This window comes from Marivirga atlantica, assembly GCF_016734805.1.
GTDB lineage: Bacteria > Bacteroidota > Bacteroidia > Cytophagales > Cyclobacteriaceae > Marivirga > Marivirga atlantica.
Genome location: NZ_JAERQG010000002.1, coordinates 364,698 through 390,552, shown reverse-complemented (window position 1 = coordinate 390,552; position 25,855 = coordinate 364,698). Strand labels below are relative to the sequence as shown.

Annotated in this window: 25 protein-coding genes; 16 read left to right on the top strand and 9 right to left on the bottom strand. The window is 38.5% G+C overall.

Features of this window, described 5'->3' with window-relative positions; genetic code table 11:
• The 6 genes from JKP34_RS09095 to JKP34_RS09070 all read left to right on the top strand — a co-directional run bounded on the left by JKP34_RS09095 (position 1) and on the right by JKP34_RS09070 (position 5,941).
• Positions 1-315: a DNA-directed RNA polymerase subunit omega gene (locus JKP34_RS09095; RefSeq protein WP_201921514.1), complete on the top strand. Its 315-nt coding sequence runs from the start codon at positions 1-3 to the stop codon at positions 313-315.
• Positions 316-321: 6 nt separating this feature from the next.
• Positions 322-1,521 carry a bifunctional phosphopantothenoylcysteine decarboxylase/phosphopantothenate--cysteine ligase CoaBC gene (gene coaBC, locus JKP34_RS09090; protein WP_201919979.1) on the top strand — a complete coding sequence of 400 codons (1,200 nt, stop codon included), beginning with the start codon at positions 322-324 and terminating at the stop codon, positions 1,519-1,521.
• Positions 1,521-2,420 carry a type IX secretion system protein PorD gene (gene porD, locus JKP34_RS09085; protein WP_201919977.1) on the top strand — a complete coding sequence of 300 codons (900 nt, stop codon included), beginning with the start codon at positions 1,521-1,523 and terminating at the stop codon, positions 2,418-2,420. Before coaBC ends, porD begins: the two co-directional genes overlap by 1 nt.
• Positions 2,421-2,487: 67 nt before the next feature.
• Positions 2,488-4,140, top strand: a complete 1,653-nt coding sequence (gene recN / locus JKP34_RS09080) for a DNA repair protein RecN (protein ID WP_201919975.1) — start codon at positions 2,488-2,490, stop codon at positions 4,138-4,140.
• A 281-nt stretch (positions 4,141-4,421) separates the two neighbouring features.
• A complete protein-coding gene (locus JKP34_RS09075; RefSeq protein ID WP_201919973.1) occupies positions 4,422-5,168 on the top strand; it encodes a CPBP family intramembrane glutamic endopeptidase in 747 nt (248 codons plus the stop codon).
• Between the two features lie 365 nt (positions 5,169-5,533).
• Positions 5,534-5,941, top strand: a complete 408-nt coding sequence (locus JKP34_RS09070) for a DUF6326 family protein (protein ID WP_201919971.1) — start codon at positions 5,534-5,536, stop codon at positions 5,939-5,941.
• A 73-nt stretch (positions 5,942-6,014) separates the two neighbouring features.
• On the opposite strand, the gene JKP34_RS09065 is transcribed toward JKP34_RS09070, so the two are convergent.
• Complete coding sequence (locus JKP34_RS09065; RefSeq protein WP_201919969.1) at positions 6,015-6,728, bottom strand: DUF3108 domain-containing protein; 714 nt, start codon at positions 6,726-6,728, stop codon at positions 6,015-6,017.
• 149 nt (positions 6,729-6,877) lie between these two features.
• Between JKP34_RS09065 and JKP34_RS09060 the strand changes: the two genes are divergently transcribed.
• Positions 6,878-7,144, top strand: a complete 267-nt coding sequence (locus tag JKP34_RS09060) for a hypothetical protein (protein WP_201919967.1) — start codon at positions 6,878-6,880, stop codon at positions 7,142-7,144.
• Positions 7,145-7,201: 57 nt separating this feature from the next.
• Here the strand turns inward: JKP34_RS09060 and JKP34_RS09055 are convergent, their stop codons facing one another.
• From JKP34_RS09055 to JKP34_RS09035, 5 genes are all read right to left on the bottom strand, one after another.
• Positions 7,202-7,384: a hypothetical protein gene (locus tag JKP34_RS09055; RefSeq protein ID WP_201919965.1), complete on the bottom strand. Its 183-nt coding sequence runs from the start codon at positions 7,382-7,384 to the stop codon at positions 7,202-7,204.
• A gap of 53 nt (positions 7,385-7,437) precedes the next feature.
• Positions 7,438-8,256 (bottom strand): hypothetical protein, encoded by an 819-nt coding sequence (locus tag JKP34_RS09050; protein WP_201919963.1) that lies wholly within the window; start codon positions 8,254-8,256, stop codon positions 7,438-7,440.
• Between the two features lie 15 nt (positions 8,257-8,271).
• On the bottom strand, positions 8,272-8,718 hold the full coding sequence (locus tag JKP34_RS09045; RefSeq protein WP_201919961.1) for a DUF6265 family protein: 447 nt from the start codon (positions 8,716-8,718) through the stop codon (positions 8,272-8,274).
• 77 nt (positions 8,719-8,795) lie between these two features.
• Positions 8,796-9,323, bottom strand: a complete 528-nt coding sequence (locus JKP34_RS09040) for a hypothetical protein (protein ID WP_201919959.1) — start codon at positions 9,321-9,323, stop codon at positions 8,796-8,798.
• A 99-nt stretch (positions 9,324-9,422) separates the two neighbouring features.
• Entirely contained in the window at positions 9,423-10,253 is an 831-nt protein-coding gene (locus JKP34_RS09035; RefSeq protein ID WP_201919957.1) for an alpha/beta fold hydrolase, read from the bottom strand.
• 70 nt (positions 10,254-10,323) lie between these two features.
• On the opposite strand from JKP34_RS09035, the gene JKP34_RS09030 reads away from it, so the two are divergent.
• Positions 10,324-11,133 (top strand): helix-turn-helix domain-containing protein, encoded by an 810-nt coding sequence (locus tag JKP34_RS09030; RefSeq protein WP_201919955.1) that lies wholly within the window; start codon positions 10,324-10,326, stop codon positions 11,131-11,133.
• Positions 11,134-11,387: 254 nt separating this feature from the next.
• Here the strand turns inward: JKP34_RS09030 and JKP34_RS09025 are convergent, their stop codons facing one another.
• Complete coding sequence (locus JKP34_RS09025) at positions 11,388-12,116, bottom strand: hypothetical protein (RefSeq protein WP_201919953.1); 729 nt, start codon at positions 12,114-12,116, stop codon at positions 11,388-11,390.
• Between the two features lie 165 nt (positions 12,117-12,281).
• On the opposite strand from JKP34_RS09025, the gene JKP34_RS09020 reads away from it, so the two are divergent.
• The 7 genes from JKP34_RS09020 (at position 12,282) to JKP34_RS08990 (ending at position 19,126) form a co-directional block, all read left to right on the top strand.
• Complete coding sequence (locus JKP34_RS09020) at positions 12,282-13,361, top strand: sensor histidine kinase (protein ID WP_201919951.1); 1,080 nt, start codon at positions 12,282-12,284, stop codon at positions 13,359-13,361.
• Positions 13,358-14,041, top strand: coding sequence for a LytR/AlgR family response regulator transcription factor (locus tag JKP34_RS09015; protein ID WP_201919949.1), 684 nt, complete (start codon positions 13,358-13,360; stop codon positions 14,039-14,041). The genes JKP34_RS09020 and JKP34_RS09015 overlap by 4 nt, the downstream gene beginning before the upstream one ends.
• Positions 14,042-14,152: 111 nt before the next feature.
• Entirely contained in the window at positions 14,153-15,211 is a 1,059-nt protein-coding gene (locus JKP34_RS09010; protein ID WP_201919947.1) for an NAD-dependent epimerase/dehydratase family protein, read from the top strand.
• Positions 15,212-15,356: 145 nt separating this feature from the next.
• Positions 15,357-15,977 carry a hypothetical protein gene (locus tag JKP34_RS09005; protein ID WP_201919945.1) on the top strand — a complete coding sequence of 207 codons (621 nt, stop codon included), beginning with the start codon at positions 15,357-15,359 and terminating at the stop codon, positions 15,975-15,977.
• 199 nt (positions 15,978-16,176) lie between these two features.
• Positions 16,177-17,079 carry a hypothetical protein gene (locus JKP34_RS09000; RefSeq protein WP_201919944.1) on the top strand — a complete coding sequence of 301 codons (903 nt, stop codon included), beginning with the start codon at positions 16,177-16,179 and terminating at the stop codon, positions 17,077-17,079.
• Positions 17,080-17,244: 165 nt separating this feature from the next.
• Complete coding sequence (locus JKP34_RS08995; RefSeq protein WP_317193671.1) at positions 17,245-18,483, top strand: AAA family ATPase; 1,239 nt, start codon at positions 17,245-17,247, stop codon at positions 18,481-18,483.
• A 28-nt stretch (positions 18,484-18,511) separates the two neighbouring features.
• Positions 18,512-19,126, top strand: coding sequence for an HNH endonuclease (locus JKP34_RS08990; protein ID WP_201919940.1), 615 nt, complete (start codon positions 18,512-18,514; stop codon positions 19,124-19,126).
• 71 nt (positions 19,127-19,197) lie between these two features.
• Here the strand turns inward: JKP34_RS08990 and dnaE are convergent, their stop codons facing one another.
• Positions 19,198-23,490: a DNA polymerase III subunit alpha gene (gene dnaE, locus JKP34_RS08985; RefSeq protein ID WP_201919937.1), complete on the bottom strand. Its 4,293-nt coding sequence runs from the start codon at positions 23,488-23,490 to the stop codon at positions 19,198-19,200.
• Between the two features lie 165 nt (positions 23,491-23,655).
• On the opposite strand from dnaE, the gene JKP34_RS08980 reads away from it, so the two are divergent.
• Positions 23,656-24,834: an MFS transporter gene (locus tag JKP34_RS08980; RefSeq protein WP_201919935.1), complete on the top strand. Its 1,179-nt coding sequence runs from the start codon at positions 23,656-23,658 to the stop codon at positions 24,832-24,834.
• On the opposite strand, the gene metF is transcribed toward JKP34_RS08980, so the two are convergent.
• Complete coding sequence (metF, locus tag JKP34_RS08975) at positions 24,812-25,765, bottom strand: methylenetetrahydrofolate reductase [NAD(P)H] (protein ID WP_201919933.1); 954 nt, start codon at positions 25,763-25,765, stop codon at positions 24,812-24,814. The genes JKP34_RS08980 and metF overlap by 23 nt on opposite strands.
• Positions 25,766-25,855: the final 90 nt, after the last annotated feature.

Here is a 25,855-nt window from a genome sequence, read left to right as displayed (position 1 = left end):
ATAATGGCAAATCCATCAATTGTTACCAGAGATATTCAAGAGTTGGTAAAAGACACTGAAAACATTTACGAAACTGTAGCTATCGTTTCTAAAAGAGCCAGACAAATTTCTAGCACAATGAAAGAAGAGCTTAGCTCTAAACTTGCTGAATTTGCCTCTACTGTTGATAACCTTGAAGAAATCTTTGAAAACAGAGAGCAAATAGAAATTTCAAAATTCTACGAAAGAATGCCGAAACCAACTATCTTGGCTACTGAAGAATTTTTAGAAGGAAAAGTTTATTCTCGTAAAAGAGAAGAGGAAACTGAAAAATAATCATCCTTGCTTAAGGATAAAAAAATAGTTTTAGGCATAACGGGTAGCATTGCTGCATATAAATCAGCAATACTTACCCGTTTGTTGGTTAAAAGCGGTGCTGAAGTACAAATCATTAGTACCGATGCAGCCAATGAATTCATTACGCCTTTAACGCTAAGTACCCTCTCCAAAAAGCCTGTTTTATCAAGCTTCCAAAAAGATGAAACCGGTGAATGGAATAATCATGTTGAATTAGGCCTGTGGGCTGATTTAATATTGATTGCTCCTGCATCAGCCAATACCATTGCTAAATGCGCTCACGGTATTTGCGACAATCTATTAATAGCTACTTACTTATCTGCAAAGTGCCCTGTTGCCTTCGCCCCTGCAATGGATTTAGATATGTACCAGCACCAGAGCACTAAAGATAATCTAGACAAGCTCAAAAGTTATGGTAACATAATTTTCGAATCAGCATCTGGTGAATTGGCCAGTGGCCTGTCAGGTCAGGGAAGAATGCAGGAGCCAGAAGATTTATTGATAGCGCTTGAGAAATTCTTTAATAAGGATCAAAAATTTAAAGGTAAGAAAGTACTTATCACCGCAGGGCCAACATATGAGGCAATAGATCCTGTAAGGTTTATAGGAAATCACTCGTCAGGTAAAATGGGGTATGCTATTGCCTCTGCCTTTAAAAATGCTGGTGCTGAAGTTACGCTCATCACTGGGCCTACCAACATTGATAAGCCTATTGGATTGGCAAATATCATTGAAGTTACTTCTGCCGAAGAAATGCATGCTGCTGCCGACAAGTATTTTTCAAAGACCGATATTGCTGTGCTCTCGGCTGCCGTTGCTGATTACAAAGCAGCTACCCAAGCCACGGAGAAAATCAAAAAGACTGATGACTCTAATGAAATGATGCTTAAGTTGGTTAAAACGCCAGATATTGCCAAAAGCCTTGGAGCAAAGAAGAAAGCTCATCAGCAAATAATTGGCTTTGCGTTGGAAACGGAGAATGAAGAAAGCAACGCCAAAAAGAAACTTCAAAATAAAAACTTTGACCTGATCGTTCTCAATAGCCTGAGAAATGAAAAATCAGCTTTTGGTTACGACACAAATCAGGTGAAGATTTTCGATAAAAATGGTCTGAAATACGAATCAGCATTGCTTCCTAAATCGGAAATAGCTCAAATTATATTAGAACAGATTACACAAGAGTGATGCAAAAAAAACTATTTCTCCTTTCATTACTGCTTTTACAAATAAAGGTGCTTTCTGCTCAGGACTTATTTTTTGAAGTTAAAGTGGATGCTACAGCTGCCAATACTTCAGAAACGAGAGTTTTTACCAGCATGGAGAATTCTTTCAAGCAGTTTATGAATGACAGAAACTGGGTTGAGCAGGAATTAGAGCCTTTTGAACGCATCAAGGGAGTAATGGCTATTTCAATTATTTCAATTCCCAAAACAGGACAATTTGAGACTAAGATGCAGGTGCAATCGGTTAGGCCTGTCTATAACTCAACCTATGAATCTGTGATGCTTAACTCCGCTGATCTTAACTTCACTTTTGACTATGTAGAATCACAACCTATGGACTACTCACCTAATGGCTTTAATGAACAGTTGGTGAGTGTTCTTGCTTTCTATGCAAACCTTATAACAGGACTAGATATGGATAGCTACTCCGAATTAGGCGGGCAAGCTTATTACGATGAAGCTTTAGACATTGCTCGTTCTGCCAACCAACAAAGAATTGGTTCGGGCTGGGATCAGTTTGGCAATATTAATAGCAGGTTTGCATTGATTCAATCAATTCTTAATTCTCAGCTGGAACCAGTGAGACAAGCACTATACCTCTACCATAGAGAAGGGCTCGATTTGATGCATGAAAAGCCTGAAGAGGCAAGAGCCAATATTATTAAGGCACTGGAGAACATACAAAAGGCAAATAAAATCAATCCTAACGAACCATTCGTAACCATCTTAATGCAGACAAAGGTGGATGAAATCATCAGTATTTTTAAAGAAGGCGATATTTCACTTCGTAGAAAAGCCTATAACATTATGCGAGATGTTGCTCCTGCAAATTCGGAGCGATATGAAGCTATGTTAAATTAGATTGGCTATCTTTGCTTCCTTCAAGATTAATCTAATTTAGACAGCAAGAGAAAAATTCTTCTTTGGTATGCTACAAAAGCTCATTATTAAAAATTATGCGCTTATAAAAGAACTTCACATTGAGCCTGATGCCGGATTAAACACCATTACAGGTGAAACCGGGGCTGGTAAATCTATTATGCTTGGAGCTGTAGGGCTGCTTTTGGGTAAAAGAGCGGATACAAAAGTACTCTATCAGGAAGATGAAAAATGTGTAGTAGAGGGCACCTTTAGCATCAAACACTACCAACTTAAAGGTTTTTTTGAAGCTGAAGATCTAGATTATGAAGATGAATGCATTGTGAGGAGAGAAATAAGTGCGAGTGGGAAATCACGTGCCTTCATCAATGATACTCCTGTAACATTAGACATCCTAAAAAGTCTGGGAGCCTACCTGATGGATGTGCATTCACAACACCAAACTTTGCTATTGGGCGATCAAGATTTTCAACTACAAATTATTGATGCTTTTACCGCTACCAATGAACTTCTTTCAAAGTATCAGCAAACTTATAAGGAATACAAAAGAGCTGAGAAAACACTCAATAGCTATCAGCAAAATGCTCAACAACTACAGCAGGAACACGACTTTAATCAATTTCAATTTGACGAGCTTGAAAAAGCAGCTTTAAGAGAGGGTGAGCAAGAAGAGCTGGAAGAGCGTCTAAAAGTACTTGAGAATGGTGAGTACATTCAGCAGAAATTGTCTGAAGCAGATACCATATTAGAACAATCAGAGTATTCTGCTAACAACTCTTTACATGATGCAGTGGAAGCTTTAAGAAGCATTCAGGAATATAATAAGGAATATCAGGATTTATTCGAAAGGTTAAATAGTGCCTTTATTGAGGTGCAAGATATAGCCAGAGCTGTAGAAAGAGAAAATAGTGGTTTCGAGCATGATCCGAATGAATTGATACAAACCCAGGAGCGCTTAAGTCTTATTTATCAGCTTCAGCAGAAACACCATGTTGAAAGTGTTACAGAGCTATTATCAATCAAAGATGCCTTAGATGAAAAGCTTGATACTACCCAAAATGCTGAAGATCATTTAAAACAGCTTGAAGATGCACTTGCAGAGAAAACAGAACAATTAAATAAGCTTGGCGAACAGCTTACTGAGACCAGACAAGCAGGTTTTGGAGCACTTGAGAAAGAGCTAATACAGTTGCTTTCCGATTTAGGTATGGCCGATGCCAGCATTAAGGTAAACCATCAAAAGCAAGCACCGGATAAAAGTGGCTTTGATGATATTTCCATATTATTTAGTGCCAACAAAGGCATTGCACCTCAACCACTTAAGAGTGTAGCTTCAGGAGGTGAATTTTCGCGATTGATGTTCGCCCTTAAGTTTGTAATGGCTGATAAGGTAGCCATGCCAACCATCATTTTTGATGAAATTGACACAGGTATCTCCGGAGAGATAGCTCTTAAAATGGTCAATATGATGCTAAAAATGGCTAAAAGCCATCAAGTGATTACCATCAGCCATTTACCTCAGATAGCCGCTAAAGGACATAAACACTATTTTGTCTATAAAGATAATTCTGCTGAGAAATCAGTTAGTAAAATAAAACTATTAAGTAAAGAAGAGCGCGTGATAGAGATTGCCAAGATGATTGGCGGTGAGCAGCCAAGTGAATCGGCCATGAAAAGTGCTGAGGAATTGTTGGTTTCTTAAATCTATCTCACGTTTATGTTCAGCATGAATATCTTTACCCCTATTCGGTTGAAGCTTAAGTAATCTTACTGCTTTGTTTCATATAGTTAAAATGTGTAGTTTGACTATATATTTAATGAATACATGTTTCACCGAAACCGACAAAGAGCCACTCAAGTAAACGACAACAAACGTTTACAAACGTTTACAATCGGTTATCATAAAAATATAAGACGGATATAACAACTTTGGTTACTAAATTGGGATATTGACAGTAATTTCAAAATAGAACGCGAAAATAGATGGAAAGTGAATTAAAACCATTTTGGAGTAAGTTCTTCAATTTTAATTGGAAGTTTGGACTTTTTCTAATTTTATTATTCTGTATTCCTCGATTTATTTTGGTTCTGAACGCAAATGAAACTTCAAATTATAAGTTCATTGGTCTTATAATGACGATTTATGGGTTTACACCATTTATATTTTTGACCAAACATGGAAGAAAAATAATTGGACTAACAAAACCGAAGAATTATAAGTGGTTATTTTACGCTTTTATAATTGGACTAACTTTTAGTTTTATACTGTACTTTTTGGGCGATTTAATTTATCAAAGTTCATTCGAAAATTGGTATGTTTATATTGAGAAATCATATAATATTCCGAATGAAATAAATCTCAATGATAAATTAATATTGTTTGCGATTACGGCAATGACTGGAATGATTTTTAGCCCAATTGGAGAGGAATTTCTCTTCAGAGGAATAATTCATTCAAGTTTTGCAAAATCCATTGGGGATTTTAAAGCCTCAATTGTTGATAGTTCTGCATTTGCTTTGACTCACATTTCTCATTTTGGATTAGTTTTTATAAACAATGAGTGGCATTTTTTTGCATTTCCGACTATGATTTGGGTTTTAAGTATGTTTGTCGTTAGCGTTCTATTTTATATATGCAGAAGGAAATCAAAATCAATTTTAGGTGCGGTATTATGTCACTCAGCATTCAATTTGGGTATGACTTATTGCTTTTTCTATATGATGAATTAAAAAATATCGTTAACAATGGTTATAAGTAATTACTAAACTACGCATAGCCGTGATCGTTAGCAACAAAAAAATCATGCTTTCAGACTATAAATATAGACGTACCTCTTCAAAGTTCAATAACACTCCGAAAAACGTAGATTTTAAGGGATGTTTGATCTATGGCTTGATAACAATTCTTTTTATTGCTTTGTGTTATTATTTTGGATCCTAGCAATTTCTACTTCTAAATTGTCTGAACTGAACCAAACCTAATTAATTAAATGAATCAGTTTCTAACACAGCATCACCTTCATTAGCTTTCTCATTTCTCAACAACCAGCCTGCAACAAATCACCAAGTCGGTCGTCTTCCAAAAAACTGAGCCTATGACCGCAAAAGAATTGACCTACGACCGAAGAATAATTTTATCAACACTATGGATATTTGTCTCGCTTAATTACCTCTACTGTGATGTCATCTCATTGATGTCTGCTGAATTACTAAATGCGCTTCTTACAGGAGTAGCTGGTGGCATTGAGATGAATGAACAAACCTTATTAGCAGCAGGCATCATTATGGAAGTCTCCATTGCCATGGTGCTTTTATCAAGAGTGTTGAAATATAAGAGCAACCGTATCACAAACATTATAGCAGGCATTCTTAAAACACTTATCATGGTCGGAACTTTGCTCATGGGAGTACCAAGTCTTCACTACATGTTTTTCGCCACTATTGAAATAGCTACTACCCTGTTTATTATATGGTATGCATGGACCTGGAAACAGGCAGACTAATATTAAAGATAGCGGATTCTAATCATCAAAAATGAATTAGAATGCGCTTATCATCCTCCTAAAAATTTCTCACTTAATAAATCTTCATGCCCTTATAATCGGCTTCCATTTTAATGAACTTCCTATCCTTTTTGGTGTACCAGAATTTCGTAGGCTGGGTGCCTTTATAGTCGGTGTGGAGTACCCAAGTGGCTACTTCTCCTAGGCCATCAACATTTATTTGCTCTGAGCTTACTGTATATTTATACCAACCTGGCTCTGTGTAATGGCTACCTGCATGGTGAAAAGGCATGTAAATGGTTTTACCAGCCTCAAATGGTAAAATGGAATAGGTTTCCAAATCAATTTCGAAGTTGAAAACCGGCTCTGACAGGGCTTGAATATAGTCTGCGGCTACATTATCAGCTGCCGAATCGAGACCTATAATTTTGTCGTCATAAAAACGATAAGCCTCTTTGCCTTTTTGGGAATGCCTGATCTGGCTAATAGGTTTTAAAGTATGGGGTTCAACTAAAGCCGAAAAACTGCCAGACATTTGAGGGTTGTTCCATTCATGGCTGATGTTTACATACTCTTGTCCATCAATTTCAATTGGTTTCGTGCTGCTTTTCATCCTGATAGGAACACTCTTTTTACCATTTCGCACAGTAAAAACCTCAAATTCATAGGTTTCAAAATTCAATTGATCAAAAGCTTTGAAGGGCGCTCCTACCCTTATAGAGTCTACTTTTTGGGCAAAGCTGCTTGTAGCAAAGGCAACTATTAAAATGAGAGATAAGTATTTCATGAGCGTATGTTTAATTGTTTTCAGCAATGCTCTGGAATATTTCACTTGGATGAAAATTTATTAGACCGACTCTACATTTCAATCTAGCCGTTTAAGGTTTCACACCATCGATACATGCGTAGACTGAGCTGAGTAATCCGTAGAGTGAATTGAGCAAAGCGTCTAATGACAGTGGGCAACTGGCTGTTAAAACCTACAAAAGTCTTATTTTGCAGCATGCTTTCAGGAATTGCGAAATACAGGGTGCTATTGCTGCACCTTATCTTTTGGAGTCTGTTTATCTCCTACCAGCTGTACGACTATACGCGGTATTTATCTTTCGAGCAGGTGATGCTATTTTTCCTGTATCCTATGTCATTGAACATGGTCATTGGCTATCTGCATTATTTCTTATTTCTCCCTTTCATTTTAAATAAGCGAAAGCCAATAGTTTACCTTGTCATTACACTGCCGGCTCTACCTTGTATTTTCTACTAATGGTGTTTCAAATAGCCGCCATTTTTATCTGTGATCTGTAGCTTCACGCTGCAATCGCCTTTAAAGGTCTGGCATAAGTTATCCAACTCAGCAACCATGGCTTCGTTGATGGCAGGAAAGTCCACACTGATGAGCAACCCTTTGCTGCGCTTGCCACGCAACTGAGACAGTAATTCCAAATTGCTGATTAGGTCAAGTGCTAAGAATATTTTTATTTGCGCTATATGTGTTTCTATTTCTTGTAATTGTAAAATTCATGTATTTGAAAGCGCATACTTTCCTGCAAAGGTCGTAGTTCTAGATTCAAATAATAGCGATGAAAAAATCCATTAAGTACTACAATTGTTTTGCCATTGTACACATCAATAAATTTTAAAATGTTAGTTGCCATTGTTTGGTTACGTAAATGCCAAAAATCAGCAGCACGTTCGTATCCCTCTAAATAGGTTATACTATCCCCACTAGGCAGAAGATGGTACATTTCAGAAAACAACGGGATTGCTCTTACTACATCATTGAGAGCCTCATATTGAAGCTGTTGTCGCAATTGTGAAATACTATCTGTTTTAACATTGTTAAACGATTCAGCCGTACCATAGGCTCTCGCAATCAATGAATCATTTATCTGATTAAAACTGCTATAAGTGCTGTGATGATTAGCAGGCATCAAGCCATTTGAGAGCAAACTATCCAATAGCCTATGCACGTTTCCATCCGTAGGTCTTGAGCCAATTTTAATGCGATGTTCATTTCTTCCTGTAAAATCATAAGGTCTTACAGTAATACCATGATTCTCCACATATCGGGTGGTAGCTATAAACTCATTGCTGGATAGTTCTCTGTTGAAACTAAAATCCTCATCAAAAAAAGAGGAATCTAATTCGTATAGAATGACATCAGGTTTGACATGCTCCAAAATTGCATACAGGCTATCTGGATTAAAATTCTCCATAGGCTCATGCACCGTCCCAATAAGGATCAGATTGGTTTTCTTGGTTTCACAACCCAGTAATAAGACTACTATAGAAAAGGTAAGGATGGATCTGGTCATACCTCATTACATATGTTATTGTTTGTATAGATAATATGAAAATCCCTGATCATTCTTACCCAACACATTAACCAATAGTTTATTATCATCTATTTTTTTGTACTGTATTTTCTTAGGAAAGTCGTGATTCGAATTCTCAAAAGAGAGCTGGTCTTTCACTTCAGCATTCAAAATAAAGTGAATAGACTGACCATTGTTTTGATTCGGGACCAATGCTTCATAAACTATCCTTCCTTCCTGAATTTTAATGGTAAGTGTTTCAGTAGTTAGTTTTTCGCCTTCTACCATCTTGTATGAATGCCCTTTTAGTATTCCTTCGGTATTTTCCCATTGTTCATACATTTCTTTTCCTCCCATTTTCCAGGTTCCTACAAGAAACTCCACCTGAGCAATAGATTGCTGTGCCTGGCATAATTGTGTCATCATAAAAAAGACTGTAGATAAGATTAATATTTTATTCATTATTTTAATTTTTAGTTGAAAAAGTACTGACACTCCTTAAGTTTGCTGGTAAGATCGTATACTCATTTTTTGAGCATTCAATAAACTCTCCATCGATCCAAAAAGTCAGTGTATAAACCCGTGATTTGCTTTCCATCAACGGTCTCCAGCGTATACATTACCTCTATTTTGCCATGCATTTCTGTAACACTAAGCCCTCCTTCAACAATTTGAATTACCTGTCCGAAAGTAGCAGGAGTTTCAAAATCCAATACAGCCAGACCTTCTTTGAAAGCACCATCCTGATCAGTTTCTGAAAACTCATAAACACCTGTGTTTAAAATTTCAGCATGTGTAGAATTCACTTTCATTTGTAGAAAATACCCTTTTTCGCCCTCCACTGATTGCTCTATAGTGATACCCTCAGAGAGCAATATGATATCATATTCATAAAGTCCCGGTGATACTTCCCCTAATGCTTCAATCTTTAGTTGTGGCGTTAAATAACTAACACCGTCATATTGAAAGCCAACAAATACTTCTGATTCAGGTGCTATGGTGTCCTTATTACAAGAGAATAATGTAGCCACTGCAGCTATAACAAATAATAGAATTAAATTTTTCATGTTGTTACTAGTTTTACGTTTCTAAGGGATCAATAATTTTTAGAAATATTGTCTGAACTGAAATCACGTACATGATTCCTTCTAAGCACTCACTTGTTTCTAGTTATCTTTTAGGATGTTGTTTAAAATCTTTTTTGCGATTTCAATTGTCGAAGGGTTTGCAAAAGGCTTCTTGAATTCTTTTAACCAATAAACAATTTGATCAGCCTTTTCATAGCTAAAAAAATGAGATGAAGAAGGCAATATGCATAAGCTTGAATTGGGTAAAGACTCGAATATTTCCATTGTATGTTGTAAGAGAACCGCGTCCCTATCCCCAACCATTAACATCACTGGTATATCAATTCGCTTAATGCTGTCCATCGGGATTTCTTTCTGATTAACCATCAATTCAAAATGCTTCCTCATCATTGGGTCAGGAAACTGAGCGTAGTTTTTCATCATTTCTAGTAATTCAGGCTTCAGTCCTGAGACCCTGGTGTTCGCACCTGAGATCAACATTCGTTCAATGTTATCGGTATTTTTATAACCTAATATAAGTCCAAGAATACCTCCGTCACTATGTCCCCAGATAGTATAATTGTCATGACCTAGTGCTTGCATCAATGCATACACATCATCGGCCATTTCGAAATAGTCCAAATCTTCATCTGAGCAACTACTGTTTCCGTGACATCTACTATCCACAGTTATTACCTGATACTGATCCAACAATTTGGGGATCAAATGATGCTTTCCTTTTGAAGAACCACCATTGCCATGCAGAATCAACAAAGGATCTCCCTCCCCATATATCTCATAATATAGCTTACCCCAGTCCCTTTCGAGAAAGTAACTATTACCCTTTGCGCCCATAATTTCGATTGGTTCCTGAGAATAGGCGACAACTGCTAAGAAGCTGATTACCAGGAACGATACTTGCTTTTTCATGATGAGTTTGTTAATTTTCTTTACAAAGGAAGAAAATAGATTTCTTCAATCATTGTAAAAATCAGACAGTTTGATACTAATCGAAGATCAGCCAAAGGATCCTGTTGTGACCAAATACGTTGATCGTTACCAGCTATTCATTATCAATGAGCCAGCATATTTCAAAACTATACCAAATGGTAAAATAGAATGCTATTTCGTTGAAGAGGGCGAATTCTTGAGGTGGGATAATGAGGCAAATTCCTTTGTAACAAGTGGTTTATCAGGCTATCTGCCCGCTACCAACCATGCCTCACTAATTCAAATTCCAACTAAACTGATTTGTCTCAATGTGAAATTGAATCTTTCAATTCTCAGCCTGTCTTCGTTCGATGACTTCCTGAAGAAATGGCAAAAATTTCCTGTCAGTGCTTTGGTTTCTACAAGGGAGGAAGGAAAACTCGGTAGCTGCATAGACTTAGAAAAACCAAAAATCAATGTATCCATACTTGATAAGGTGCTGGCTAGCAGCCTAAGCAAAATGAGAATAAACAAAGAAGCTGAAAAAGTAGTCAACCTAATCGAAAGTAGTATTTCAGAAAAGTTGAATGTATCTGAATTGGCCAATCAAGCGAATTGCTCAGGTAAGACATTTGAGCGCATGATCCGTAAGCAATTCAATATGTCTCCAAAGGATCTATTGCAGGTGCTGCGCTTTGAAAATGTCAGTAGTGATATGAAAAATAAAAGTGACAGGCGGTTCGTTGATTCACTCGCATTCGGATATTATGATCAATCCCATTTCATAAAAGAGTGTCGAAAATTTACTGGTTATCCTCCCAAAGAGTTTTTCTCTAAACTGAAATTGAAGACAAATGACATCATTGTGGGAAATGATTGACTTAACTGAAATATGTATGCTCAATTAAAAATGTATTTGGTAATCGTTTTATATGGACATTTTGACGTAAAACCAAAAGAGTATTTGAAATGGATAAATGACGACTTAGCCAAGTGATTTTCCACAAGAGTTATGTAAAACAAAATAAACTTACTAATACAGAATTGGCCACAGCTAAAAATCTAACAAACGATATAGCACATACCTCTAATGAGTAATCGGCCAAGTGAGGTGCCAAACAGCTCGTTCTATGATTAAAACCTCCTCACTTTATAAATCTTCATGCCCTTATACTCAGCTTCCATTTTAATGAACTTTCTATCCTTTTTGGTGTACCAGAATTTGGTAGGCTGGGTGCGCTTATAGTCGGTGTGGAGTACCCAAGTGGCTACTTCTCCCAGGCCATCAACATTTATTTGCTCTGAGCTTACTGTATATTTATACCAACCCGGCTCTGTGTATTGGCTACCTGCATGGTGAAAAGGCATGTAAATGGTTTTACCTTCTTCAAATGGTAAAATAGAATAGGTTTCTAAATCAATTTCGAAGTTGAAAACAGGCTCTGACAGGGCTTGAATATAGTCTGTGGCTACATTATCTATTGCCGAATCGAGACCTACAATTTTGTCGTCATAAAAACGATAGGCCTCCTTGCCTTTTTTCGAATGCCTGATCTGGCTAACAGGTTTTAAAGTATGGGGTTCAACTAAAGCCGAAAAACTGCCAGACATTTGAGGGTTGTTCCATTCATGGCTGATGTTTACATACTCTTGTCCATCAATTTCAATTGCTTTCGTGCTGCTTTTCATCCTGATAGGAACACTCTTTTTACCATTTCGCACAGTAAAAACCTCAAATTCATAGGTTTCAAAATTCAATTGATCAAAAGCTTTGAAGGGCTCCCCTACCCTTATAGAGTCTACTTTTTGGGCAAAGCTGCTTGTAGCAAAGGCCACTATTAAAATGAGAGATAAGTATTTCATGAGCGTATGTTTAATTGTTTTCAGCAATGCTCTGGAATATTTCACTTGGATGAAAATTTATTAGACCGACTCTACATTTCAATCTACTCTTTTAAGGTTTCACACCATCGATACATGCGTAGACTGAGCTGAGTAATCCGTAGAGTGAATTTAACAAAGCGTCTAATGACAGTAGGCAACTGGCTGTTAAAACCTACAAAAGCCTTATTTTGCAGCATGCTTTCAGGAATTGCGAAATACAGAGTGTTATTGCTGCACCTCATCTTTTGGAGTCTGTTTATCTCCTACCAGCTCTACGACTATACGCGGTATTTATCTTTCGAGCAGGTGATGCTATTTTTCCTGTATCCTATGTCATTAAACATGGCCATTGGCTATCTGCACTATTTCTTATTTCTCCCATTCATTTTAAATAAGCGAAAGCCAATAGTTTACCTTTTCATCACACTGCTAGCTATGGCTGTATTTGTGGTAATCAGAGTTTACCTGGATCAATTTACGCTGGCTAAAGCCTCACCAGATCCGAGCTATTATGAATCAGTTCATATGGCTCGCATGCTCAGCATATTATGGGGCTTTATATCCATTATGGTTTTTACAAGTATGATCAAGCTTACTGCCAATTGGTACGATCTAGAAAATAAGCGCAAGCAATTGGAGAATGAAAAGCTAACCGCAGAGCTCAATCACCTGAAGTCTCAGATAAATCCTCATTTCTTATTCAATACTTTGCACAACCTCAACTACCTGACCATGCAGAAGAGCGATGAAGCATCGGCTGTAATCATCAAGCTTTCTAATATCATGCGCTATATGATTTATGAAGCCAACAAGCATAGTGTGCCCATTGCCAATGAAATCAGCTATATGCGCGACTATATAGCGCTGGAGCAAATTCGGCTGAATAATCAATTTGAGCTAGATTTTGATATAAAAGGATTGAATGAAAACATACAGATTGCTCCCTTGCTACTCATTACCTTTCTGGAGAATGCCTTTAAACATGGCGTTTCCGATAGGATAAATAACTGCTGGATAAAAGTAGAATTATCAGCTTCAGAAAAGCATGTGCATTACAAAGTTTCCAATTCGAAAGTGCCCAAAGGACAACAACAAGTACCCTCAGGCTTCGGACTAAATAATCTAAAAAAGAGACTTAACTTGCAGTATCCTGATAAACATAAATTATTGCTTAATGATGATAAAGAGCAATTTAACATAGATCTGACTATTGAGTTGACATGATAAGATGTTTAATCATTGATGATGAACCATTGGCAAGAAAGCTGCTGTCAGATTATGCCGAAAAAGTGCCTTACCTGGAAATAGTAGGGCAATTCTCTAGCGCGCTTGATGCATTAAATGTGATCAATGAACAGCAAATAGACTTATTGTTTCTGGACATACAGATGCCTGAAATCACAGGAGTGGAATTCCTAAAAGCCATTGACCACACGCCACAAGTGATTTTTACCACTGCTTATGCCGAGTATGCACTGGAAGGTTATGAACTCAATGTGATCGATTACCTCTTAAAACCCTTTGATTTTGCACGCTTCTTTAAGGCTGCGGAGAAAGCCAAAAAGCTGCTGCAACCCAAGACATCTATTGAAAAGGAGAACAAAACCTATATTTTCCTGAAAGAAGGTAATGGACTCATCAAATTAAATTTTGATATCATTTTGTACATAAAAGGACTAAAAGATTATGTACGTGTTGTTACTAAAACCGAAGAGCATATTGTGCTATACACCTTTAAGGAATTACTCAAAGAACTGCCCTCATCTGTATTTATCCGTGTTCATAATTCCTATATCATCAACATACAGCATATAACTGCTATTGAAAAAAACAGGCTCTTTATCAATGAACAGGAAATCCCGATAGGTGGAACCTTTAAAGGGAATATTGAGGGCTTAGTTTAAATTTCAGTTATTAACCAGCTCTTCTGGTTGCGAAAGCTTGCATTTATTAGATAGCTGTATCAAAAACAATTTAATCCCGTTGAGCTTTGCTATACAAGCAAAAAAGAAAAGATGAAAACTATCGATAAATCAAAACCGGTAATGGTGACAGGCGCTACAGGCTATGTGGCTGGCTGGTTAGTGAAAAAATTATTAGAAGAAGGCATTACAGTGCATGCAGCAGTGCGTAATCCTGACAACAGAGAGAAGACTGCTCATTTAGACGAAATTGCTTCAGCAAGCAATGCGGAAATCAAATACTTCAAAGCCGACTTACTGGAAGAAGGTTCTTATAAAGAAGCCATGGAAGGCTGCGAAGTGGTTTTCCATACCGCCTCACCTTTTACTTCTGATTTCAAAGACCCGCAGAAAGATCTGGTTGATCCGGCTGTAAAAGGAACAGCCAATGTGCTGAACTCAGCAAAGGCTACTGAGGGCATCAAAAGAGTAGTGGTCACCAGTAGTTGTGCCGCCATTTATACGGATGCCGTAGACGCTGAAAATGCACCGGGTGGAATCCTGACCGAGGACATCTGGAACACCACAGCCTCCTTAGACTACCAGCCTTACTCCTACTCCAAAGTGGAAGCTGAGAAAAAAGCCTGGGAAATTGCTGAAAGTCAGGACCAATGGGATTTGGTAACCATCAACCCGAGTTTGGTAATGGGCCCTATGTTAGCAGGAGGAGCTACTACTTCTGAAAGCTTTAGCATCCTCAAAAGTATAGGTGACGGTACCATGAAAATGGGCGTTCCTAAAATGGGCTTAGGCCTGGTAGATGTTCGTGATGTAGCGGAAGCACATTTCAAAGCAGCCTATACGCCTGAAGCGCATGGCAGGTACATTACTTCCGGGCACAATACCAACTTTCTGGAAATGGCTGAAACACTATTGCCTAAATATGGAGAGAAATATCCACTACCTAAAAAGGCTATCCCTAAATGGTTATTGATGCTGATTGGGCCGATGGCTGATAAGCGCTTTACCAGACCCTATATCAAGAAAAATGTAAACCATACTTTTAAGGCTGATAATTCTAAAATAAAGAAAGAGCTGGGCATTGACTTTAAGCCGATGAAGCAGACCATGGAAGATAGCTTTGAGGTGTTGGTGAAGGAAGATATTGTGTGAATAGGTATTGGGAATTAGGATTTGGGAGTTGGGTTTGTAGAATAAAATTGAATTAAAACCATTTGTATTAAGTATTAGGATGAGATGTTTCCATCTTAATACTTGATACTTTATACTTCGTACTTAATGCATAAAAAAACCACCCATGAGCATTTCAAACAAACTGGCATCAGCACAAAACAGAAAGGACGAAGCACCGAATATTGAATTGGCGCAGGAAATTGCCGAATCTGAGAATCAAGCACATATTAACGAACTGGTAGACAACCTCAGCGCTAAAAAGGACTTGCAGAATGACAGCATTAAGGTTTTGTATGAGATTGGTGCCTTAAAGCCTCAACTGATTGCCAACCAGCTGGATACTTTCATCGCCTTGCTCCCCACTAAGAACAATAGGCTGCAATGGGGACTTATGACGGCCATTAGCACGCTCGTAGAAGAAAAGCCGAAAGAGATCATAGAAGCTCTACCTACCCTACTCAGCACGGCCGACTCCGGCTCAGTCATCACCAAAGATCAGGCTGTTAAAATACTGATAAGCCTCTGCAAATTCGAGCAGTACAAGGATGAAGCTTTTCCACTGCTTAATGAGCAGTTACTAAAAAGTGCTACCAACCAATTACCCATGTATGCAGAGCTAGCTTTGGAAATCATTGATAAAACCAACAAAGCTACTTTCATAAATACGCTTCAAACGCGCCTCCCTGATATAGAAAAGGACTCCAAAAGAAAGCGGGTGGAGAAAGTGATTAAAAAGCTTAGCTAAGAAGTATAGCACACCCTTGCTTTATATAGCCGGAATGTGTAATTTAATTACATGTTTAACCAAAACCGATACAAAGCCCCCCAACTGGACGACAGTGTTAGTTTAGAAAAGCTCACAATCGGTTATGACAAAACATAATACAGATATAGTTACCTGAGATGACTTTATTTGGATGTTGTGTTGCATAAAAAACGCAGATATGAATCTTAAAAATATAATCGCAAGTGGAGCAGTATTTATCATAATTATTTGTTTAGTCTGGACAAGTCAACTTACTTCAATTGAAACGAGAGAAGGACTTTTAATCTCGATTATTTTGGCAATTGCATCAGGTGCATTTTCATGGATAATTTCATCCCATTATTCAAAGGCATCGCTTAAAGCTGAAAATACAAAATTGATTGATCGCATCGGAGAGCAGTCAAGTGAAAAAATATTGAATCAATCAAAACAATTATACTCAATTGAGCAGTATTTAGATGATAAACAGGAAAAATTGGCTTCAGAAGAATCAAGTTCGTTTGGCATGATATATTTGGAATCAACAAGAAACATGATTCGGATTATTAGGTCTGCAAATAATACTTTTTTAAGCGATTGGGCAGGAGTTGTTTCCGAAGATATTCGAAAACAGTTAACGGAACAGAGCAATGCTCAATCTCAACTATTTGAAGACATTGATTTGATTACCCACTCGACTCCTGAAAAGAGAGAAAAACTGGAAGAGCAAATTGAACAAAATTCTCAGAAACTTCCTTCTCATTTAATCCCAAAATCAAATCTGAAAGGGAATAATGCTAAAATCATTAGCCACGAAATTACCCTTGATGGAACTGATAAGAAGACAGGTAAAATTAATGTGTTACTTTCCGAAGAAAGTTACAAAGGACACAGTGTTGCTAAATTTGACACTGTATTTTCCAAACCTCCAACTAAAAATAACTATAAGCTTGTAAGCTCGCCTACTGGACAACAAAACATTAATGTATTTGCAAAGACTGGGACAGTACATGACTTTCATATTGGGATTAAATCACATGAATTCAATGTTCCTCTGGCTCCAGGTATTTATGAAATTGAATATGAATTTGAAACGGAATAAACGCAGCACAACAAGCTGCATGAAATGATGCTAGTTAGTGGTGAAACGTGGCTTTGGTTTATTGAAGATTGCTCGTCAATCCTACGGATTGCCTCTATAATAAACACAAATTTTTATACTTTTAATCAACCACGAATTTATACAGGGTCGTTGTGTACATAAAATATGAACATGAAATTTAAATCACTTGAAATATCCGACTGGAAACAGTTTCATAATCTTAATATTCAGTTTCACGACAAATTAACTGTCTTGACTGGAGCAAATGGTTCAGGTAAAACAACCATACTTAACATGCTAGCCAGACATTTTGGATGGTCATTGAATGAATTAGCAACTCCTGCAAAAGATGAAGAATCAGGAATTATTAGATTTTTTTCAAGATGGTTTAAAAAGAAGATTAACTCCAATTCGAGTTTAATTGGCAAGATATATTATTCTAACAATACTGTTGCAAACATTCAAATTCCAGACAGCAATAAAGCACAATACCAACCTCAAATAAACCCAGCTTATGCTATTAGAGGATTAAATATACCTTCACATCGTCCAGTATTTTATTATCAGCAAATACCAAATATTTCAACAAAAAAAAGAACAAAGGAAACAGCTTATCAGCTCACGTTTCAGAATCATATGAGTAAATACCATATTGGCCATTCTCAGCCATCTAAACCAACTAATTTTTTTATCAAAGAAACATTATTAAACTGGGCAATTGGCGGCAGTGGAAATGAGTTTATGCAGGCTGATAAAGAGTTATATGACTACTATAAAGGATTTGAGAGTGTACTCACCGCTATTCTTCCCAAAACACTAGGATTCAATAAAATCTCAATTAGAAATTATGAAATAGTTTTAGAAACGGAATCTGGCGACTTCATGTTAGATGCTGTCTCTGGTGGTGTCAGCGCCATAATAGATCTAGCCTGGCAAATTTTCAACTATGTAAAAGACGAAAATGAAGCAGTTACAGTATTAATAGACGAAGTTGAAAACCACCTTCATGCAAACATGCAACGATCAATCTTGCCTGATTTGATTTCAGCCTTTCCTAATCTTCAGTTTATTATTTCCACGCATAGCCCATTGATAATTGGCTCTGTAAAAGATTCCAATGTTTATGCTTTCAGATACAATGAAGAAAGAAAAATTTATAATGAACAACTAGATTTAATCAACAAAGCTAAATCAGCAACAGAAATTTTGAATGAAGTTTTAGGGGTCCCATTTACAATGCCTATTTGGGTCGAAAATAGCTTGAATGAAATAACAGAAAAATATTCAAATCAAGAATTGACTAAAGATTCATTCCAACAAATGAGAATTGAACTTAAAGAATTAGGGTTAGATAATTTAATGCCGTTGGCTCTAGAAAAATCAATTGAGAAGAACAATGGTTAACTTGAATAAAGGTATTGAGCCGAACATATTGAAAAATAACAAAGTGACCTGGACTAATGCTCTACTTGGTCATATCGCTAAAGGTGAGAGAATACCAAAATCTCTCGCCAGTAATTATAATCAAACAGAGGTTAAAGAAGCTCTTAAAACCGAGTCCAAGAACAAATGTATGTACTGTGAAAGTAATGTATCTCACGTAGCACATGAACACATTGAACATATTAAACCTAAGGCACAAAATAAATTCCCTGAGCTTACATTTGAATGGACTAACTTAGGGCTAGCCTGCCCAGTCTGTAACATGAACAAAGGAGCTGATTATGATAATAATACTCCTTTTATCAACCCATATGTTGATAACCCAACTGATAATTTTATTGCAATGGGACATTTTATTTACAACAGACCCAATAAACCAAGGGCAGAATTAACAAATAGGACTATTGAACTGAATAGACCGGAACTTATTGAAAAACGAAAAGAAAGAATAGAGTCAATTATTAGGTTAATCGAAAGGTATCACAGCATGAATGATGGAGCTCTAAAAGATGCGCTATTGGCAGAAATAAATCTCGAAATAGCAGATGACAAACCTTACTCAATGTGTTCCAAATCAATTGTTGAAGCTATGATAAATAATTAATACGACACCACAACAACACCTATACGCAATGCCCTCCGGGACACTGCGCATAGCCAAACGTTAGACTTCAATCAAGTCAAAATCTTATAACTCAACTCTGGCAGTCTTTGTAAGCCGGCTATTAACTCATTGGTAGGATCAACCTTGTATTTCCTGCTCATGGTATCAATCAGGTAGCCATCATTTTTATTGGTAATTTGTAGCTGCACACTACACTCGCCTTTAAAAGTCTGGCAGAGGTTGTCCAGCTCCATAATCATGGCTTCGTTAATGTCGTTTAAGTCTACACTAATGCGCAGGCCTTTGCTCCTTTTACCACGCAGCTCGGAAAGCAATTCAATATTGCTGATCTTAAATTCTAATTCCTGGTTACCCCATTTTCTTCTGGTTACTCTGCCTGAAACAAAGATAAACCAGCCATTTTCCATAAACTGTTTATGCGCCAGGTAGTCATCACCAAAGAGGAAGAAGGTAAAAGAACCTGCATAATCTTCCAGCGTAATGGTGCCAAAAGGTTTTCCATTTTTAGTGGTTCTATGCGCAATGGCCGTAATGATGCCTCCCACCTTTACTTCGTTCTTGGCTGCCAGCGTTTCCAGATCATTAAGGTCAGCAACAGCTGAATTACAGAAGCTATCCATTTCAAAACGGAACTCATCCAATGGATGGCCGGAAATGTAAAGTCCTACTACTTCCTTTTCAATGTTCAACTTATGCAGCTCAGAATAAGGCTCCATATCCTCCACTTTTGGTGGCGGAATGGCTACGCCTCCATCACCTCCGAAGAGTGAGGTTTGTGAACTATTTTTCTCCTGCGTTACTTTCTGCGCATATTTAACAACTTTCTCAATCAGGTTGCTCCCATCGGAAGCCGCTTCCAGAAACTGTCTTCTATGCACTTCAGAGAAGCAATCAAAGCCTCCACCCATGGCAAGGGCTTCAAAAGTCTTTTTATTCACACTCTTTGCAGAAATGCGTTCTGCAAAGTCGAAAATATCTTTGTAAGTACCGTTTGCCTGTCGTTCATCAATAATGCTTTCCACGGCTGCACCTCCGGCACCTTTAATGGCCCCTAAACCGAAACGAATCTGCCCGGCATCATTTACCGTAAAGCCACTTTTCGATTCATTCACATCAGGCCCTAACACCTGCAACTCCATCCGCTTGCACTCTTCCATAAAAAAGGTGACATCGGTGATGTTGTTCATGTTATTACTCAACACAGAAGCCATGTATTCGGCAGGATAATGCGCTTTGAGGTAGGCCGTTTGATAGGCTACCCAGGCATAACAGGTAGAGTGCGATTTGTTAAAGGCATAGGCTGCAAATGCTTCCCAGTCCTTCCATATTTTCTCCAGCTTGTCTTTGGCATGACCTCTCTCCGCTCCCTGGTTAATAAATTTAGGCTTCAGCTGCTCCAGCAGGGAGAATATCTTCTTACCCATCGCCTTACGCAACACATCGGCCTCACCCTTGGTAAAGCCTGCCAGCTTCTGCGAAAGCAACATCACCTGCTCCTGGTACACGGTAATACCATAAGTTTCCTTGAGGTATTCTTCCATATCATCCAGGTCGTAGACGATTTCTTCCTGGCCGTTTTTACGCTTCACGAAGTTCGGAATGTATTCCAATGGCCCCGGTCTGTAGAGAGCGTTCATCGCAATCAGGTCAGAAAACTCCGTAGGCTTCAGTTCCCGAAGGTATTTCTGCATTCCGGGTGATTCATACTGGAAGATCCCTACCGTTTCACCTCGCTGGAAAAGCTCATAAGTCTTTTGATCATCTATTGGGAAAGCTTCAGGATCGAGCTTGATACCATGCTTCTCCTCCACAATGCGCACCGCGTCTTTGATGAGCGTCAGTGTTTTCAGTCCTAAGAAGTCCATCTTTAGGAGTCCTGCACTTTCCACCACCGCATTATCAAACTGCGTGCAGTACATGTCGGAATCCTTCGCTAACGCTACAGGTACAAACTTGGTAATGTCATCCGGTGTGATGATAACTCCGCAGGCATGGATACCCGTATTTCTTACAGAGCCTTCCAGAATTCTTGCCTGGTTAATTACCTTGGCAGAAGCATCATTGGCATTAGCTAGGTTGAGCAATTCCTCTGCCATGGCGATTGCCTCTCCATTATTTTTCAGCTTCGCAGCAAGCTCCTTTTTATTAGGTGCAAGATCGAATAACTTTTTAAGCTTGATATCAGGCACCAGCTTGGCAATTCTATCGGCATCGGATAATGGAAGTTCCATTACACGAGCTGTATCACGGATGGCCGATTTAGCCGCCATGGTACCATAAGTGATGATTTGCGCCACCTGATTAGCACCATACTTCTTAATCACATAGTCGATTACCTTTTGGCGACCATGGTCATCAAAGTCGATATCAATATCGGGTAATGACACCCTATCAGGATTTAGAAAACGCTCAAAAAGGAGATCGTACTGGATAGGATCAATATTGGTAATCCCGATGCAGTAAGCTACGGCAGAACCTGCTGCTGATCCCCTGCCGGGACCCACAGAAACACCCATCTCACGGGCGGCAGTGGTAAAATCCTGCACAATGAGGAAGTAACCCGGGTAACCAGTATTCTCAATGGTTTGCAGCTCAAAGTTGAGTCGCTCTTCTATTTCAGGCGTGATGATATCGTACCGCTTCTTGGCACCTTCAAAAGTGATATGCTTGAGGTAAGCATTCTCTCCTCTGTTACCGCCATCTTCCGCATCCTTCGGATCAACAAATTCTTGCGGAATATCGTATTTAGGAAGCAGCACATCACGCGCTAACTCAAAGCCTTCAATTTTCTCTGCAATTTCTGCCGTGCAGGCAATGGCTTCAGGGTAATCCACAAAAAGCGCCTTCATCTCTTCCGGTGACTTGATGTAGAATTCATCATTCGGTAAACCGAATCGATATTCTCTGCCTCGCTTACCAATGTATTTCTTTGGTTTGCTCACGAAGTCACCATCCTTTACACAGATCAGGATATCGTGTGCTTCAGCATCTTTTTTATCTAGGTAATAAGTGTTGTTGGCTGCGAAGTATTTTACATTATGCTTCCTGGCAAACTTCAATAATACTTCATTGATTTTCTGTTCTTCAGGGATACCATGTTGGTTGAGTTCTACGTAGAAATCCTCTCCGAATTGTTCCTTCCACCACAAAAAGGCTTCTTCTGCCTGTGCTTCACCAGCATTCAAAATCAGGTAAGGAATTTCACCCCACACAGCGCCTGTTGTAGCAATTAAGTCCTCTTTGTACTTAACCAGTACTTCTCTATCAATTCGAGGCACATAGTAAAAGCCTTCCACAAAGGCGATAGATGATAATTTAGCAAGGTTATGATAACCTGCTTTGTTCTTGGCAATCAGCACAGTTTGAAAGCCATCATCTTTATTTTTCTTATTGTTTCTATCCTGGCAAAGGTAGAATTCACAACCTATGATGGGTTTTACGCCAGCACTATGAGCCTCTTTCACAAAATTGTAAGCACCCATCATGTTCCCATGATCCGTCATGGCGATGGCAGGCATGCCCAACTCCTTTGCTTTATTGATCATAGCAGGAATTTCTGCTGTAGCCTGTAATACAGAGAACTGCGTATGGCAATGCAAATGGACGAAAGGTGTATCATCCATAGAGGAGATATCAGCCTTTTTGGCTTGCTTCAGTGCTGCTTCGGCTGCTTTTTCTTCATCCTTAGTGCTTTGAGCAAAGTTGGCTGCATCAAGCTTTGGCGGTTCATAATTAACAGCTTCAATAGGAATCCCTCCACTGGTAGGAATCACCTTTTCAGTAATCAGACCAAAGAAACATTTGGCGGTGGCATCTACATCATAAGCCGCATCATGGGCATCAGCAAAGTCAGTTCCGAATAACTTTTGATGCAGCTCTGTTAATGTTGGCCATTTGTATTTACCTCCTCTTCCTCCGGGAATAGCACAGTAATCGGTACCTTCATTTTTCGTATCAATGATGGCTTTCTCCGTTAGTGGCTTTTCGGAAAGCTCCTTCCTAAGCATTTCTGCACCCATAATATTGATATCGAACTCAATATTATGGCCTACTACTATTTCTGTTTTGCTTAGTACCTCTTTAAAAGCCTCAAGCACTTCAATTAAAGGCTTACCTTCTTTCTTGGCTCGCTCGGTAGAAATACCATGCACCTTCTCCGCATTGTAGGGAATTTCATAGCCCTCAGGAATCACAATATGATTTTGCGCATCCAGTAATTTACCCGAAGCATCGTGCAACTGCCACGCAATCTGCACACACCTTGGCCAGTTATCGGCATCCGTTAAAGGTGCGTTATAATTCTTTGGTAAGCCTGTGGTCTCGGTATCGTAAATTAAATACATAGGTAATCAGAAATGCTGTGCGAAATACTTTTCGAAATTAATAAAAGTTGCCTTATGATAGAAAAAGTTCAGCTGATCATTCACATAAAAAATGATAATTTCTGAATTGATAGATTGCACTGCAGACTTTGCAAATCCTGATTAATCTTTTCACTTTTGAGAAGCATGGAGTCTAAAAGACATATCCTTCCCATTATAGTATTTGCCCAGTTCTGTGGTACGTCCATTTGGTTCGCCAGCAATGGAGTGATAAAAGACCTGATAGCCGTATTTCAACTAGATAATGATGCACTTGGGAATCTCACTTCTGCCGTGCAATTTGGTTTTATTTCGGGCACCCTAATTTTTGCCCTGCTATCCATTGCTGACAGGTTCTCGCCTTCAAGAGTTTTCTTCATCTGTGCAATCCTTGGTGCTTTATCCAACCTCTGTATCGCATTTGATTTCAACAACTATACTAGCTTGATCGGCTTGAGATTTCTGACAGGAATAACCTTAGCCGGCATCTATCCTGTAGGGATGAAGTTAGCTGCAGATCATTTTGAAAAAGGTCTTGGAACTTCATTAGGCTTTTTGGTAGGTGCATTGGTTTTAGGCAAATCCTTTCCTTACCTCCTAAGCATTTTCAAAGCAGAGCTGGACTGGCAAAGTGTTATTTATACGGTTTCAGGCTTTGCTGCCTTTGGTGGCTTAATAGTTTTACTTCTAGTACCTGATGGTCCTTACCGAAAAGCGGCTCAAAGTATTAGGCTGAATAATGTCTTCCAGGTATTTAAACCTATTGCTTTCCGAAAAGCTGCATTCGGTTATTTCGGTCATATGTGGGAGCTGTACACTTTCTGGGTATTTATGCCCGTATTACTCGGTCACTTCAGTGATACCTATAACTTAGACTGGAATGTTTATTTGTACAGTTTTTACATAATTGCTGTAGGAGCAATCGGCTGTATTTTAGCAGGTTACATTTCCAGAAAAATAGGGAGCAGCAAAGTAGCATTTAGTGCCCTAAGCCTTTCAGGATTGAGTTGTTTACTGGTACCTCTTATTTTCCTATCCGGCAACCCTGCTTTATTTTTTGTGTTCATGATGATTTGGGGACTGGCCGTTGTGGCCGACTCACCTATGTTCTCCACTATGGTAGCACAAAGCGCCATACCAACTTTAAAGGGTACAGCCTTGACAATCGTGAACTGTATTGGCTTTGCGATTACCATTATCAGCATACAGCTACTCACTCATCTCAAAAATGAAATAAGTTTAACGTATCTTTTTATGCTGTTAGCAGCAGGGCCGGCTTTTGGCATTCTTTATAAGCTTTCCATTAAAAAACAGCCTTTGCTATAGCATAAATGGAATCAGACTTACCCATTGAGTAGTAATGTAAACAAGGCGCTCCCTTCTTAATTAGTTCTTTAGACTGGTTAATACACCACTCCACTCCTACTTCTTTAGCTGCTGCGTTATCCTTACACTTATCTAATTCATCAACCAAAGCATCCGGCAAATCGAGGTAGAATGTTCTCGGTAAAGCCGTCATTTGTTTGATGGAAGTGATCGGCTTTAAACCGGGAATGATAGGAACATTAATGCCCTCAGCTCTACAGGCATCCACAAATTCGAAATACTTCTGATTGTCAAAAAACATCTGCGTCACTACATATTCAGCACCAAGCTCTACCTTCTTTTTTAAATACTTCAGGTCTGATTTCATGCTAGGTGCTTCAAAGTGCTTTTCAGGATAGCCTGCCACGCCCATGCAGAAATCCGTAGCTGAGGCGTTTTGCAATTCTTCATCGATGTACTTCCCCTGATTCATATTGCCAACTTGCTCCAGTAACTCGCTGGCATAAGCATGTCCATTGTCATCTGGCACAAACTTGCCTTCCGATTTGATAGGGTCACCTCTTAAAATCAACACAGAATCAATACCTAGAAAGTCCAGATCTATCAAAGCATTTTCTGTCTCCTCTTTGGAAAAGCCTCCACAAATTATATGAGGGACTGTATCTACATCAAACCTGTTTTTAATGGCCGCACAAATCCCTACTGTTCCCGGTCGTTTTCTGGTCGTCCGCTTTTCTAATAGGCCATTTCCTTTATCACGGTAGACGTATTCCTCTCTATGATAAGTCACATCTATAAAAGGCGGATTGAACTCCATTAAAGGTTCAATATTTGAAAAGAGTGTCTGTATGTTTTGCCCTTTCAAAGGCGGCAATACTTCAAATGAAAAGAGTGCTTTTGACGCGTTGTTTATATGTTCTGTTACTTTCATTATCGAATTTTAATATTAAACGAGAATTTCATTTATTCAAGAAATCAATCTTGATACTTAATACCTTGTACAAAGTACTATGTATTAAGT

What these genes read in the sequence shown, in the direction of transcription:
- porD (WP_201919977.1), top strand. Translation starts at nt 1,521, where the DNA reads ATGCAAAAAAAACTATTTCTCCTTTCATTACTGCTTTTACAAATAAAG.
- recN (WP_201919975.1), top strand. Translation starts at nt 2,488, where the DNA reads ATGCTACAAAAGCTCATTATTAAAAATTATGCGCTTATAAAAGAACTT.
- JKP34_RS09075 (WP_201919973.1), top strand. Translation starts at nt 4,422, where the DNA reads ATGGAAAGTGAATTAAAACCATTTTGGAGTAAGTTCTTCAATTTTAAT.
- JKP34_RS09070 (WP_201919971.1), top strand. Translation starts at nt 5,534, where the DNA reads ATGACCGCAAAAGAATTGACCTACGACCGAAGAATAATTTTATCAACA.
- JKP34_RS09065 (WP_201919969.1), bottom strand. Translation starts at nt 6,728, where the DNA reads ATGAAATACTTATCTCTCATTTTAATAGTTGCCTTTGCTACAAGCAGC.
- JKP34_RS09050 (WP_201919963.1), bottom strand. Translation starts at nt 8,256, where the DNA reads ATGACCAGATCCATCCTTACCTTTTCTATAGTAGTCTTATTACTGGGT.
- JKP34_RS09045 (WP_201919961.1), bottom strand. Translation starts at nt 8,718, where the DNA reads ATGAATAAAATATTAATCTTATCTACAGTCTTTTTTATGATGACACAA.
- JKP34_RS09040 (WP_201919959.1), bottom strand. Translation starts at nt 9,323, where the DNA reads ATGAAAAATTTAATTCTATTATTTGTTATAGCTGCAGTGGCTACATTA.
- JKP34_RS09035 (WP_201919957.1), bottom strand. Translation starts at nt 10,253, where the DNA reads ATGAAAAAGCAAGTATCGTTCCTGGTAATCAGCTTCTTAGCAGTTGTC.
- JKP34_RS09025 (WP_201919953.1), bottom strand. Translation starts at nt 12,116, where the DNA reads ATGAAATACTTATCTCTCATTTTAATAGTGGCCTTTGCTACAAGCAGC.
- JKP34_RS09020 (WP_201919951.1), top strand. Translation starts at nt 12,282, where the DNA reads ATGACAGTAGGCAACTGGCTGTTAAAACCTACAAAAGCCTTATTTTGC.
- JKP34_RS09015 (WP_201919949.1), top strand. Translation starts at nt 13,358, where the DNA reads ATGATAAGATGTTTAATCATTGATGATGAACCATTGGCAAGAAAGCTG.
- JKP34_RS09010 (WP_201919947.1), top strand. Translation starts at nt 14,153, where the DNA reads ATGAAAACTATCGATAAATCAAAACCGGTAATGGTGACAGGCGCTACA.
- JKP34_RS09005 (WP_201919945.1), top strand. Translation starts at nt 15,357, where the DNA reads ATGAGCATTTCAAACAAACTGGCATCAGCACAAAACAGAAAGGACGAA.
- JKP34_RS09000 (WP_201919944.1), top strand. Translation starts at nt 16,177, where the DNA reads ATGAATCTTAAAAATATAATCGCAAGTGGAGCAGTATTTATCATAATT.
- JKP34_RS08995 (WP_317193671.1), top strand. Translation starts at nt 17,245, where the DNA reads ATGAACATGAAATTTAAATCACTTGAAATATCCGACTGGAAACAGTTT.
- dnaE (WP_201919937.1), bottom strand. Translation starts at nt 23,490, where the DNA reads ATGTATTTAATTTACGATACCGAGACCACAGGCTTACCAAAGAATTAT.
- JKP34_RS08980 (WP_201919935.1), top strand. Translation starts at nt 23,656, where the DNA reads ATGGAGTCTAAAAGACATATCCTTCCCATTATAGTATTTGCCCAGTTC.
- metF (WP_201919933.1), bottom strand. Translation starts at nt 25,765, where the DNA reads ATGAAAGTAACAGAACATATAAACAACGCGTCAAAAGCACTCTTTTCA.